The sequence below is a fragment of the Streptomyces sp. NPDC049627 genome (genome assembly GCF_044465645.1).
Classification (GTDB): Bacteria; Actinomycetota; Actinomycetes; order Streptomycetales; family Streptomycetaceae; genus Streptomyces.
This window is the reverse complement of record NZ_JBITLW010000003.1, coordinates 581,181-593,720: the sequence shown is the minus strand read 5'-3', so window position 1 is coordinate 593,720 and position 12,540 is coordinate 581,181. Positions and strand designations below refer to the sequence as shown.

The following is a 12,540-nucleotide window of genomic DNA, read 5'->3' as shown; positions in this document are numbered from 1 at the left end:
ACCACGATCCGGTGATCTGCCTCACGGCCTCACAAGAACCGTCGTCTTATGGTCAAGGGATGCAGACCCCCACTCCCGCCCCACGCGCCACAGGACGCCCCCGCAGTGCCGCGGCGGACGCGGCGATCCTCGCGGCCACCCGGGCGGCTCTGGTGGAGGTGGGCTGGTCCAAGCTCACCCTGGGAGACGTGGCTACGCGCGCGGGGGTTGCAAAGACCACGCTCTATCGCCGCTGGTCGGGCAAGAACGAGCTCGTGGTGGACGCGGTGGCAGAGCTCTTCGACGAACTGGAACTCCCCGACCGGGGCACCCTGGCCGCCGACATCGAGGGCGTGGTCCTGCGGTTCGCGGCGATCCTGGCCCGTCCGGAGGCCAAAAGTGGCCTGATGGCGGTGGTCGCGGAGGCGACCAGGGACGAGGCCCTGCGCGAACGCATCCGCGAGTCGATCGTCGAGCGTCAGAAACGCCTGGTCCTCCAGGGCCGCGCAAGGGCCCAGTCCCGCGGCGAACTGCCCCCGGAGACGGACCCCGCGGAGTCCGCCCGCACGGTCGACCTCATCTTCGACATGGTGGCGGGAGCGGTGGTCCACCGCACCCTGGTCAGCGCGGAACCGGTGGACGAGGAGTGGGCACGGAGCTTCGCCGGGATCCTGTCGCTGGGCCTGGCGTACAACTCAGCCCGTCCACCCGTCACGGACGAGCCAGGCTCAGCCCCATCCAGCCCGTCCGGCGTTTGAACACGAGACCAGCTCAGCCCCATCCAGCCCGTCCGGCGTTTGAGGACGAGGCCGTTCAGGCCGAAAGGGGGGTCTGGGGGGCGAAGCCCCCCAGGGACGGGAAGGGTAGGGGCGGCGGGGGCGAGGACGTCTAGAAGCCGGCCGGCTCCGTGTACACCCCCCACTCGTCCCGCAGCACCCCACAGATCTCCCCCAACGTCGCCTCCGCACGCACCGCGTCCAGCATCGGTTCGATCATGTTGGCACCGGTTCGGGCAGCCGCCAGCATGGCGTCCAGGGCGCCCCGGACCGCCGACTCGTCCCGGGCCGTCCGCCGCTCGGAGAGCACCCGCACCTGCTCCCGCTCCACCTCATGGCTCACCCGCAGGATCTCCAGATCCCCGGTGACGGACCCGGTGTGGGCGTTCACCCCGACGACCCGCTTCTCACCCTTCTCCAGCGCCTGCTGATACCGGAACGCCGACTCCGCGATCTCCCCGGTGAACCACCCGTCCTCGATCCCCCGCAGAATCCCGGACGTGACCGGCCCGATCGGGTGCCGGCCGTCGGGGTGCGCCCGCAGGCCGCGCTCCTTTATCTGCTCGAAGATCTTCTCGGCGTCGGCCTCGATCCGGTCGGTCAGCTGCTCGACGTACCACGACCCGCCCAGCGGATCGGCCACGTTGGCGACCCCGGTCTCCTCCATCAGCACCTGCTGCGTCCGCAGCGCGATCTCGGCGGCCTGCTCGGAGGGCAGCGCGAGGGTCTCGTCGAGGGCGTTGGTGTGCAGCGAGTTCGTCCCGCCGAGCACGGCGGCCAGCGCCTCCACGGCCGTACGGACGACGTTGTTGTACGGCTGCTGGGCGGTCAGCGAGACTCCCGCGGTCTGCGTGTGGAAGCGCAGCCACTGCGCCTTCTCGCTCTTCGCCCCGTACACGTCCCGCATCCACCGCGCCCAGATGCGCCGCGCCGCACGGAACTTGGCGATCTCCTCGAAGAAATCGACGTGCGCGTCGAAGAAGAAGGACAGACCCGGGGCGAACACGTCGACGTCCAGCCCGCGCGACAGCCCCAGCTCGACGTACCCGAACCCGTCCGCCAGCGTGTACGCCAGCTCCTGCGCGGCCGTCGCCCCCGCCTCCCGGATGTGGTACCCGGACACGGACAGCGGCTTGTACGCGGGAATGCCCGCGGCGCAGTACTCCATCAGGTCGCCGATGAGGCGCAGGTGCGGCTCGGGCTGGAAGAGCCACTCCTTCTGGGCGATGTACTCCTTGAAGATGTCGGTCTGGAGGGTCCCGTTGAGCACCGCCGGATCCACACCCTGCCGCTCGGCCGCCACCAGGTACATGCAGAAGACGGGCACGGCCGGTCCGCTGATGGTCATGGACGTCGTCACGTCGCCCAGCGGGATGTCCTTGAACAGGACCTCCATGTCGGCGGCCGAGTCGATGGCGACACCGCAGTGCCCGACCTCGCCCAGCGAGCGCGGGTCGTCCGAGTCGCGGCCCATCAGGGTCGGCATGTCGAAGGCGACCGAGAGACCGCCCCCGCCGTTGCCGAGGATCATCTTGTAGCGCTCGTTGGTCTGCTCGGCGTTGCCGAACCCGGCGAACTGCCGGATGGTCCACGTCCGCCCTCGATAGCCGGTCGGATACAGGCCGCGCGTGTAGGGGTACTCCCCGGGCCAGCCGATCCGCTCGAAGCCCTCGTACCTGTCCCCCGGCCGGGGTCCGTACACCGGCTCCACGGGATCGCCGGAGAGCGTGGTGAAGTCACCGTCGCGCTTGCGCGCGGCGTCGTACCGGGCCTGCCAGCGTCGGCGGCCCTCCTCGATGGCGTCAGCGTCCATACCCTCGAATTTACTAGGACGTCCTAGTAAATGTCGATGGGAAACCGCCGCACGCGTTCCGTACGGCGGTGGGGGTCAGGCCTTGGCGACCGCCGGCGAGGCCTCGGAGACCGTGGTCTCCAGCTCGCGGGTGACCTTGCGCTCCACGAAGAAGGCGGCCGTCGGGATCGTCCCGGCGAGCAGCACCCACAGCTGCCGCTTCACCGGCCACTTCGCCTTGGCGCCCAGGTCGAAGGCGAAGACGAGGTAGACGACGTAGAGCCAGCCGTGCGCGATGCCGACGACGCTCGTGAAGCTGTCGGCGCCGTCCATGTCCAGCAGGTACTTGGCGATGACGCCCAGCGTGAGCAGGACGAGGAGGACGCCGGTCACGTAGGCCATGACGCGGTAGCGCGTCAGCACGCTCTTCTTCATGCGTACGAGCGTAACCACCCGTTCCGGGAGATCTTGGCCGGGGTGGGGCCCGGGTCGGACCCGGGGCGGATCCGGGTCAGCTCTCGTCGAAGTCGTGCGCCGCCACCCGCAGCGGGCGCAGCATCGCGAAGATCTCCGCGCACTCCTCGGCGTCGTAGACCCCGAGCCCGAAGTCCATCGCCATCAGGTCGCGGGTGGCCGCCTCGACGACCTCGCGGCCCTTGTCGGTGATGGAGGCGAGGGTGCCCCGGCCGTCGTTGGGATTGGGCCGCTTGTCCACCAGACCCGACCTGACCAGCCGGTCCACGGTGTTCGTCACCGACGTCGGGTGCACCATGAGCCGCTCGCCGATCTTGGACATGGGCAGTTCGCCGGCCTTGGAGAAGTTGAGCAGCACCAGGGCCTCGTACCGTGCGAACGTCAGCCCGTACGGCTTGACCACCGCGTCGACCTCGGCGAGCAGGATCTGCTGGGCGCGCATGATCGAGGTGATGGCGGCCATGGACGGCACATTGCCCCAGCGCTGCTTCCAGAGTTCGTCGGCGCGGGCGATGGGATCGAAGGGAAGACTGAGCGGCTTCGGCACGGAACCGACCTTACCGGCCGGTCACATGCTGGTCAGCCCCGTCTCGCCTTTCGGTCGGGCGGGCCTGGGGCCTCTCCGGCGGACCAGTCCGGCCCCAGGGAACGGAGGCCGACGACCACGCGGCAGATACGCACGCCTGCCCCCGCCGTGCCGGCAGATCCGCCGGACAGGCCCTGGCTAAGGGGTGTCTTCTGGACCAGGCCGGCGGCAAGGAAGGGTCCATCCAGCCGAGCCGAGCGGGAGGCGATGAGGTCCCCCGCTCGAGCGAAGTCGAGTCGAGCGAAGTCGAGAGTGGGGGAGTCGGCGGCCGACGGCCACGTGGCGGGTGTGCGTGCCAGACCCCGTGACGCCGGGATGATCCAGACGACACCCCTAGGTGGCCGCCGTGTCCCTGATCCGGAAGACCGCCGTCCACCGGTCGTCGTGCAGGCAGTCGTTCATCGGCGCGACCAGGGCCTGGTGATCGGGGTCGGCCCGCCACTGTTCGACCGACTCCAGGCTGTCCCACTCGCTGGTGAGCAGCCAGCGAGTGGGGTGGTCGATCGAGCGGCCCAGCTGCTCGCCGAGGTGCCCGGGGGACCGTGCGGCACGTTCGAGCACGCCCTCGTAGGACGCCACGAAGTCCGCTTCCCGTCCTTCCCGGACGTGGAGCAGTCGAATGACACGCACGCGTTCCATGGCGCTCCCGTCAGGACGGGTCGAGGACGACGGGCAGTTCCGCCAGCCCGCGGAAGGCCGGGAACGGCACGGTCAGCCAGCGCGCGTCCTCCGGGGCGCCGACCAGGGTCATGCGGGGGTACCGCCCGAAGAGGGTGGTGAGGGCGATCTGCATCTCGAGCCGGGCAAGCGGGGCGCCGATGCAGTAGTGCGGACCGACGCCGAACGCGATGTGCGCCGCCTGGACGTTCGGGCGCGTCACGTCCAGCCGGTCCGGGTCGGCGAAGGCCTCGGGGTCGCGGTGGGCCCCGGTGATCGAGATCTGCACGAGCGCACCCTTGGGGATGCGCGTGTCGCGCATCACGATGTCCTCCGTCGCGTGGCGGAACGTCGAGTTCTCCACGGAGGTCTCGAAGCGGAAGATCTCCTCGATGGCCGCGGTCATGGCGTCCGCGTCCCGGAGTGCCAGCTGCTTCTGCTCCGGCTGGGCGAGCAGATGGTAGACGGCATTGCCGATCTGGTAGGCGGTCGACTTGTGGCCGGCGAACAGCAGCACCCACGCCGTGGAGACCAGTTCGTGGTCCGTGAGCGCACCGTCCTCGTCCTGCGCCATGACGAGTGCGCTGAGCAGGCCCGAATCCGGCTCCTTCCGCTTTCGCGCGCACAGCTCCACGAGATAGTCGCGAAGATTTCCCTCGGCGATTTCCAGCTTCTTTCTCGCCTCCGGCCCAAAACCGGTCTGCGCGACGGTGGCGGACCATTCCTGAGCCTGTTTGCGCTCGTTTTCCGGGACGCCCAGCAGTTCACAGATCACATGGAGCGGCAGGGGAAAACAGAACTCCGGGAGCAGGTTGACCGTGCCCGACGCCGGGCATTGGTCCAGCAGTTCGTCGGTGATCTGCTGAACGCGTGCGCGCAGGGATTCCACCCTTTTCGGGGTGAAGGTACTGCCGACGATCCTGCGGAGCCGGGTGTGCTTCGGCGGGTCCGAGAAGAGCATGTTGTCGTCGAGCGCGATCGACGAGTCACCGAAAATGCGGTGGTAGGCGTCGATGGCGCCGTACATGTCCTTGCTCAGCCGGGGGTCGGCCAGCGCGGCACGCGCGTCGTCGTACCGCGTGATCAGGTACGTCTCGACGCCGTGGGGCGGCGACAGCGGGCACACGGGTGCCGATTCCCGGAGCGCGGCGTACACGGGATGCGGGTTGGCGCGGAACTCCCGGCTGCACCCCGAGGCCGCGGCCGCGGCCTCTTCGGGCGACAGTGCCTCGGATTCCTCGGATGCGAACGCTTGCGTCATGGCTGGTCCCCGGGTAGGCGTGGATTCCGGCGGTCGGATTCCGTCGGTCAGTGCCACCGTTTCCCGGGCGGCACCGCGCCGCAAACGGCACTGCGCCATATGGGTCGGGTCCCTGGAGGACGTGTGGGCCGGAGTCCGAGCTGGTAAACATCGTCGATGTGAGCGGACACGAAGCGGAATCGGTACCTGTTCTCATCGTCGGTGGATCCCTGGTGGGTCTTTCCACTTCGGTTTTCCTGGGGCGCCTGGGAATTGAGCACATGCTCGTGGAGCGGCATGCCGGGACTTCGACGCACCCGCGTGGCCGCGGCAACAATGTGCGCACCATGGAGATCTACCGGACCGCCGGCCTTGAGTCGCGTATTCGGGAGGCGGCCGGTGTGCTCGCCGAGAACGACGGCATTCTCCAGGTGGACACACTCACGGGGTCGCAGCGCCGCTGGATCGTCGGGGACATCTCCGGCGGCATGGACATCTCCCGGGTCAGCTCCTCGGACTGGTGCCTGTGCAGCCAGAACGATCTGGAGCCGGTCCTGCTCGACCACGCCCGTCACCAGGGCGCCGACATCCGCTTCGAGTCGGAAGTGCTCTCCTTCACGCAAGCCGAGGAGGGCGTTGAGGCCCTGATCATGCGCCGGGACACCGGTGAGACGTACACCGTGAATGCCGGCTTCCTGGTGGCCGCGGACGGCCCGAGGAGCCCCATCCGAAGGCAGCTGGGGATCGGCCAGTCGGGACCGGGCGAGCTGTTCCACAACGTCAGCGTCACGTTCCGCAGCAGGAAGCTCAGGGACCACGTCGGAGAGAAACGATTCGTCGTCTGCTACGTCACCGACCCCCAGGGGGAGGCAGCCCTGCTGCCGGTGGACAACGAGGAGCGCTGGGTGATCCACGTTCCCTGGTACCAGGACCGGGGCGAAACCCTGGAGGACTTCACCGACGAGCGGCTGACGGCCCACATCCGCGCTGCCGTCGGCGTCGCGGACATCGACGTCGAGATCACGGGAAAGGCGCCGTGGCACGCCTCCAAGCGGGTCGCGGACAGCTACGGCGAGGGCCGGGTCTTCCTGGCCGGCGACTCGGCCCACGAAATGCCGCCCACCGGTGCGTTCGGCTCCAACACCGGCATCCAGGACGCCCACAACCTCGCCTGGAAGCTGGCCGCGGTCCTGCGCGGCTGGGCCGGTCTTCCGCTGCTCGACTCCTACGAGCGGGAACGCCGGCCCGTCGCCCTCGCCACCGGCACGCGCGCGTGCGTCCAGGCGGCCGACGAACAGCACCCGGGATTCAGCCCTGCCGCGGGCCGCAACAACGACCCGGCGGACCTGATGACCGTCGCCCTCTGCTACCGGTACGCGTCGAACGCCGTGGTGGGCGCCCCGCCGGACCGGCCCGTCGTCCCCGACGCCTTCCAGCTGGGCGGCGAGCCGGGGAGCCGTGCACCCCACATGTGGGTCGGGAGAGAAGGCCGCCGGATCTCCACGCTCGACCTGTACGAGCGGTCCTTCGTGCTGCTCGCCGGGTCGGAAGGGCACACGTGGCGCAATGCCGTGGAGAAGGCGTCCCTGAACCTGGGCGTCCCGGTCGAGGCGTATCTCGTGGGAACCGGACCCGATCACGACCTCACCCCCGACCCGGACACCGACTGGGCGCAGCTGCACGGCACGGCCGACGACGGTGCCGTGCTGGTCCGCCCGGACGGCTTCGTCGCCTGGCGTGCGGGCGCCGCGATCCCGGACGCCGACCGCGTCCTGACGAACGTGCTGCAGACCGTGCTCTGCCGCGACTGAGCGGCCCCTCGCCGCACCCACAACCCCCCTGCCGAACCCCCCACACGGAGGACGTTGTTATGAGCCTTTCCGGACGCATCGACGTCCACCACCACTTCACCGCGCCCGCCTGGCTGGACTGGGCGGAGGCACAAGGCGTGGTCAACCGCGAGAAGCTGCCCTGGTGGACGCGCTGGGACCTGGACTCGGCCCTGGAGGTCATGGACAAGACGGGTATCAGTACCTCCGTCATGACCGTCGCCATGCTCGGCCGGTTCCGTTCGCGCGTGCAGCGCCAGGACAGCGCCCGGGTCGCCCTGCGCGCGGCCGCCGACGTGGTCGAGAGCAACCCCGCGCGCTTCGCCTTCTTCACTCCCGTCTTCCTCGACGACCTGGAGCTGTCGTCCTGGAGCGTCCGGTACGGCCTCGACGAACTCGGTGCCGTCGGGGTGAGCACGCGAACGAGCGTGGAGGGCGCGGTGCTCGGCGACAAGTCGCACGAACGTCTCCTGCACGAGCTGAACGAACGGTCCGCCGTCATCAGCACGCACCCCATGGAAGTGCCGGCCGGGCAGGACGGCACGGGGCTGCCGGGCATGCCGCCCTTCGTGTGCGACTTCCTGATGGACACCACCCGGGCGGCCATCAACCTCATCAGGAACGGCACCCTGGACCGCTACCCGAACCTCAGCTTCATCCTCCCGCACGGCGGAGGCTTCCTCCCCTACATGGCCACCCGGCTCGAACTCTTCGGCGGGCGCATCACCCCCGGCATCGAGCCCGGCCGGGTCCGCGACTACCTGCACCGGTTCTACTTCGACACCGCGGGCCCCATGTCCCCCTCGGCCACGCCCACGCTGCTGGCGACGGTCGACCCCGGCCGCATCCTCTTCGGCACCGACTGGCCGCCCACGCCCGCCCATGTCATCGCCGACCGCGTGACGCCCGCGCTGGACAGCGACCCCTGTCTGTCGGAGTCACAGCTCCGGGGCATCAACCGGCAGAACGCGCTGCGGCTCCTGCCGGCACTCGCCCGGCTGTCCCGGCTGTGACGGCTGCCCGCAGACCACCTGCACCAAAAGGCCGCCGCCCGCGCTCGGTCAGCGCGGGCGGCGGCCTTCCGCGTTCTTCGGTCAGTCCCTCTCCCAGTGGTAGAAGCAGCGCGCCATCGCGTCCTTGGGACTGCGCCAGGTCTGCGGGTCGTACGGACTGACGTACGCCTCCAGCCTCTTGCTGATGTCGACGAACTCGGGGTGACCGGCCACCTTCGCGATGGCGGGGCCCGGGTCCTGCTCGGCTTCGATGAAGTGCATGTACACATCGCCGAACTGGAACAGGGAACGCTGGGTCACACCGACGACGTGCGGGAGTTCGCCGCGGTCGGAGGCCGCGAAGACGCCGGCGATGTCCTTTGCCGACTGCGGGGCCATCCTGGCGACGATCAGGGCGTGGTGCACGAGACCTCCTCGATGCGGTCGCGGATGAGGGCCATCTGGATCGGCGAGTTGCGGTTGATGTTGTCCGTCATCCACGCGTCGTCGACCGGGGCGTCGGGCTTCATGGCGAAGTCCTGCGTCCAGTGCATGCGGGTGCCGTCGGGGGTCTCCTCGTACTCCCACACGATGTTCATGTACTCGAAGGGGCCGGTCTCGACCCTGTGGGCCCGCACGATGAGCTTCTCGCGGTCGGCGGTCCGCTCCGAGACCCAGCTCCACACCTTGCCGTTCTCGTCGGGGTGCATGGTGAGCCGGAAGGTCACCGTGTCGCCCTCGCGGGACAGAATCTCCGCGGACGCGTACTCGCTGAACAGCTTCGGCCAGTTCTCCACGTCGTTGGTCATGTCCCAGACCAGGTCGAGGGGAGCGGCGATGGTGATCTCGTTCTCGGTGTGTCCTGGCACCTCAGGCTCCCCTCGTCAGTGCGCCGTTGACGAGGTCGAGGAACTCGCGGGGGCTCTTGCACCGCTCCGCGTCGGTGGGCAGCGGCAGGCCGTGCCGGTTCTCCAGCTCGCCCACGATGCCGAGGAGGCCGAGCGAGTCCAGCCCGAACTCGGCGAACGGGGTCTCCGCCCGGCTCGCCAGGTCGTCCGGGTCGACGGTCACGCCGGCGGCCTTCTTCATCAGGGTGGCCAGTTCCTCGACGGTCAGCTGGGTCACTTCGGTGGTCATACGGTTCTCCTTGTCGTTCTAGACAGCGGATCCGGGGCCTCGGCGCAGGATCAGCGCCGCGTTGGATCCCATGAGTCCCCGGCTGAGGACCAGGGCCGTGCGCAGCTCGGCCGAGCGCGCCGTGGAGGTCACCAGGTCGATCTCGTGGCAGACGTCGAAGACGTTCGGGGTCGGCGGTATCTGCCCGTGCTCCATGGCCAGCACCGCGGCCGCGATGTCCAGCAGCGGTGCTCCGCAGTACGACCGCCCGATGCCGGTCTTGGGAGCCGTGACGGGCACCCGGGTGCCGTGCGGGCCGAGGGCGTCGGCGAGCGCGAGGGCCTCCGCGCGGTCCGCCTCGGGTACGCCCATCGCGTCGGCGAAGACCACGTCGATCTCCTCCGGGGCGCAGCCGGCCTCGTCGAGGGCGCCGTGGATGGCCTGGGCGAGTCCCTCCCGTGACTGGTCCCAGTGCGCGGCGCCGGTGAAGGTGGCGGCATGTCCCGCCACGGTGGCCCGTACGACCGCGCCCCGACGGCGTGCCCGGTCCGCCTCCTCGACGATCAGTACGGCACCGCCCTCGGCGGGCACGAAGCCGCGGGCCGCCGAGGTGAAGGGGCGGTAGGCGGTCGCCGGGTCGTCGTCGGTGCTCAGTTCGGGATAGCCGAGCTGACAGACCATCGAGTACGGCGCGAGCGGCGCCTCGGCCGCGCCGACCAGGACCACGTCCGTACCCCGCTCCACGACCCGGGCGGCGTGCGCGACGGCGTCCAGACCGCCCGCCTCGTCGCTGGCCACCACCCCGCAGGGGCCCTTGAAGCCGCTGCGGATGGAGATCTGGCCGGTGCTGGCGGCGTAGAACCAGGCGATGGACTGGTAGGGCCCGACGAACCGGGATCCCTGCCCCCACAGCTTCTGCAGTTCCCGCTGGCCGAACTCGCCGCCACCCGACCCGGCGGCGGTCACCACACCGACGGAGTACGGGGAGTCGGCGACGGCGGCGGCCTTGGTCAGCCCCGCGTCCTGCAGCGCGGCGTCGGCCGCGGCCAGGGCGAAATGGGTGAACAGGTCGGTCTGGACGAGGAAGGTCTCCTCGATGAGCGCCGCCGGGTCGAATCCGCGGACCTCGCCGGCGACGCGCAGCGGAAGGTGGTCGCAGCCCTCTCTGGTGATCCGGTCCAGGACACTCGCGCCTTCCTTGACGGACTTCCAGTAGGTGTCCGTGTGCAGGCCGTTGGGCGCGACCACACCGATCCCCGTGACGGCGGTGCGCCGGGTGCGTATGTCACTGCCACTACCGTTCATCGTTTCCTCCCAGCCGGCCCCGTCAGGAGCACCGCGGACTGGAACCCGCCGAAGCCGCTGCCCACGGAGAGCACGTGGTCGAGACGGCGGGAGCGTGCGGTGCGCGGTACGTAGTCCAGGTCGCACTCGGGGTCCGGGGTCTCGTAGTTCGCCGTCGGCGGGACCACCTGCCGGGCCAGGGCGAGCACGCAGGCGACGACCTCGATCGCGCCGATCGCGCCGAGGGAGTGGCCCACCATGGACTTGATCGAGCTCATGGGCGTCTCGTAGGCGTGGGCGCCCAGGGACTTCTTGACCGCGGCGGTCTCGTGCCGGTCGTTCTGCCGGGTGCCCGAGCCGTGCGCGTTGACGTAGTCGATGTCGGTGGGGTTCACGCGCGCGTGGTCGAGCGCGGTGTCGATGGCGCGGGCCATCTCCAGGCCCTCACTGGTCAGGCCGGTCATGTGGTAGGCGTTGCCGAAGGTGGCGTAACCGCCGATCTCGCAGTAGACGTGCGCGCCGCGCGCGCGGGCGTGCTCCAGTTCCTCCAGGACGAGGACGGCGGCGCCCTCGCCCATGACGAATCCGTCGCGGTGGGCGTCGAAGGGGCGGGAGGCGTGCTCGGGGTCGTCGTTGTTGGGTGAAGTGGCCTTGATGGCGTCGAAGCAGGCCATGGTGATCGGGGAGATCGGCGAGTCCGACGCCCCGGCTATGCAGATGTCGGCGCGGCCCTCCTCGATGGTGTGGAAGGCGTAGCCCACCGCGTCGAGGCCGGAGGTGCAGCCGGTGGAGACGGTCTGCACCGGCCCCTGCGCGCCGAACCGCTCCGCGACGTCCGCCGCGAGGGTGCTGGGCGAGAACGCCCGGTGCAGCTCCGGCTCGGCGGCGCGGGGGTCGACGTCCCAGCGCTTGCCCCGTTCGCTGACGAGGACGTAGTCGTGCTCCAGGCGGGTCGTGCCGCCCACGGCGCTGCCCAGGGACACGGCCACGCGCCAGGGGTTCTCGGCGGCGAAGTCGACACCGCTGTCCGCCACGGCCTCCGTCGCGGCGACCAGGGCGAACTGGATGTACCGGTCGGCGCGTTCGACCACTTCGGGTTCGAGTCCGTGGGCGAGGGGGTCGAAGTCGCACTCGGCGGCTATCCGGGACCGCAGTCCGTCGGGGTCGAACAGGGTGATGCCACGTGTCGCGGTACGGCCGCTCGAGAGGAGGTCCCAGAACGCGGGCACCCCGATCCCTCCCGGAGCGACCACGCCTATGCCGGTGACCGCCACCCGCCGGGTCACGACAGGGCCCCGGATCGTTCGGGCTGCCCGCCCTCCTCCTGGATGCGCGGGTACGACGCGACCTCGTCGCTGATCTCGGGGGCCTCCGTGTCGACGTGGCCGAGGCTCGGCTTCGGCGCGAGCGGGCTCAGATGGAAGACCATCCGGGCCTCCTCGTCACCGACGTTGCGGAAGCGGTGCCGCATGTCGATGGGGATCATCAGGCCCTGGTCGGCACGCAGGGGAAACGTTTCTCCGTCCAGGTCGACCTCCAGCCTGCCCTCGACGACGTACACGAACTCCTCGGAGTACGGGTGGTAGTGCTCGCTGATGCGTTCGCCCGGCCGCATGATGGCCAGGCCCATGAACCCGCTGGTGGAGCCCACGGTGACAGGGGTGAGCAGCGTGCGCAGGTCGCCGCCGCGCTTCCGGTTGGGCTCGATCTCTCTCACGTCCACGACGCGCGGGCGCATCTTCTCCATGGTCTGTCTCCAGGTCGGTCGATGGGGTGGGGTCCCCGAGGGCCTGTCCGGTGGATCAGGCCGGCGTC

At 69.9% G+C, this 12,540-nt stretch carries 14 protein-coding genes; 3 read left to right on the top strand and 11 right to left on the bottom strand.

From position 1 onward, the window contains the following. Positions 1–59: 59 nt before the first annotated feature. Positions 60–737 carry a TetR/AcrR family transcriptional regulator gene (locus tag ACIBU0_RS11855; protein WP_398815427.1) on the top strand — a complete coding sequence of 226 codons (678 nt, stop codon included), beginning with the start codon at positions 60–62 and terminating at the stop codon, positions 735–737. A gap of 130 nt (positions 738–867) precedes the next feature. Here the strand turns inward: ACIBU0_RS11855 and ACIBU0_RS11850 are convergent, their stop codons facing one another. The 5 genes from ACIBU0_RS11850 to ACIBU0_RS11830 form a co-directional block, all read right to left on the bottom strand. Further along, the gene (locus ACIBU0_RS11850) at positions 868–2,568 is read right to left on the bottom strand and encodes a methylmalonyl-CoA mutase (protein WP_398815424.1); all 1,701 of its coding nucleotides are present in this window, start codon (positions 2,566–2,568) and stop codon (positions 868–870) included. 75 nt (positions 2,569–2,643) lie between these two features. Then, positions 2,644–2,982 carry a DUF3817 domain-containing protein gene (locus tag ACIBU0_RS11845; protein ID WP_398815421.1) on the bottom strand — a complete coding sequence of 113 codons (339 nt, stop codon included), beginning with the start codon at positions 2,980–2,982 and terminating at the stop codon, positions 2,644–2,646. Between the two features lie 76 nt (positions 2,983–3,058). After that, positions 3,059–3,568, bottom strand: a complete 510-nt coding sequence (locus tag ACIBU0_RS11840) for a MarR family winged helix-turn-helix transcriptional regulator (RefSeq protein ID WP_398815418.1) — start codon at positions 3,566–3,568, stop codon at positions 3,059–3,061. A gap of 372 nt (positions 3,569–3,940) precedes the next feature. Further along, a complete protein-coding gene (locus ACIBU0_RS11835; RefSeq protein ID WP_398815415.1) occupies positions 3,941–4,246 on the bottom strand; it encodes an antibiotic biosynthesis monooxygenase family protein in 306 nt (101 codons plus the stop codon). 10 nt (positions 4,247–4,256) lie between these two features. After that, the gene (locus ACIBU0_RS11830; RefSeq protein ID WP_398815412.1) at positions 4,257–5,525 is read right to left on the bottom strand and encodes a cytochrome P450; all 1,269 of its coding nucleotides are present in this window, start codon (positions 5,523–5,525) and stop codon (positions 4,257–4,259) included. 158 nt (positions 5,526–5,683) lie between these two features. Here ACIBU0_RS11830 and ACIBU0_RS11825 point away from each other — a divergent pair, with 158 nt between their 5' ends. Then, the gene (locus ACIBU0_RS11825) at positions 5,684–7,315 is read left to right on the top strand and encodes an FAD-dependent oxidoreductase (protein ID WP_398815410.1); all 1,632 of its coding nucleotides are present in this window, start codon (positions 5,684–5,686) and stop codon (positions 7,313–7,315) included. Between the two features lie 59 nt (positions 7,316–7,374). After that, positions 7,375–8,346, top strand: coding sequence for an amidohydrolase family protein (locus ACIBU0_RS11820; RefSeq protein WP_398815407.1), 972 nt, complete (start codon positions 7,375–7,377; stop codon positions 8,344–8,346). Positions 8,347–8,427: 81 nt separating this feature from the next. On the opposite strand, the gene ACIBU0_RS11815 is transcribed toward ACIBU0_RS11820, so the two are convergent. Genes ACIBU0_RS11815 through ACIBU0_RS11790 form a run of 6 tightly spaced genes read right to left on the bottom strand, consistent with a single transcriptional unit; the run spans position 8,428 to position 12,472 of the window. Beyond that, positions 8,428–8,751 (bottom strand): TcmI family type II polyketide cyclase, encoded by a 324-nt coding sequence (locus ACIBU0_RS11815; protein ID WP_398815404.1) that lies wholly within the window; start codon positions 8,749–8,751, stop codon positions 8,428–8,430. Continuing rightward, positions 8,736–9,194 (bottom strand): SRPBCC family protein, encoded by a 459-nt coding sequence (locus ACIBU0_RS11810; RefSeq protein ID WP_398815401.1) that lies wholly within the window; start codon positions 9,192–9,194, stop codon positions 8,736–8,738. Before ACIBU0_RS11810 ends, ACIBU0_RS11815 begins: the two co-directional genes overlap by 16 nt. A gap of 1 nt (position 9,195) precedes the next feature. After that, positions 9,196–9,462, bottom strand: a complete 267-nt coding sequence (locus ACIBU0_RS11805) for an acyl carrier protein (protein ID WP_398815399.1) — start codon at positions 9,460–9,462, stop codon at positions 9,196–9,198. 18 nt (positions 9,463–9,480) lie between these two features. Further along, on the bottom strand, positions 9,481–10,746 hold the full coding sequence (locus ACIBU0_RS11800; protein WP_398815396.1) for a ketosynthase chain-length factor: 1,266 nt from the start codon (positions 10,744–10,746) through the stop codon (positions 9,481–9,483). Then, positions 10,743–12,011: a beta-ketoacyl-[acyl-carrier-protein] synthase family protein gene (locus tag ACIBU0_RS11795; RefSeq protein ID WP_398815394.1), complete on the bottom strand. Its 1,269-nt coding sequence runs from the start codon at positions 12,009–12,011 to the stop codon at positions 10,743–10,745. Before ACIBU0_RS11795 ends, ACIBU0_RS11800 begins: the two co-directional genes overlap by 4 nt. Next, complete coding sequence (locus ACIBU0_RS11790) at positions 12,008–12,472, bottom strand: cupin domain-containing protein (RefSeq protein WP_398815391.1); 465 nt, start codon at positions 12,470–12,472, stop codon at positions 12,008–12,010. The genes ACIBU0_RS11795 and ACIBU0_RS11790 overlap by 4 nt, the downstream gene beginning before the upstream one ends. Positions 12,473–12,540: the final 68 nt, after the last annotated feature.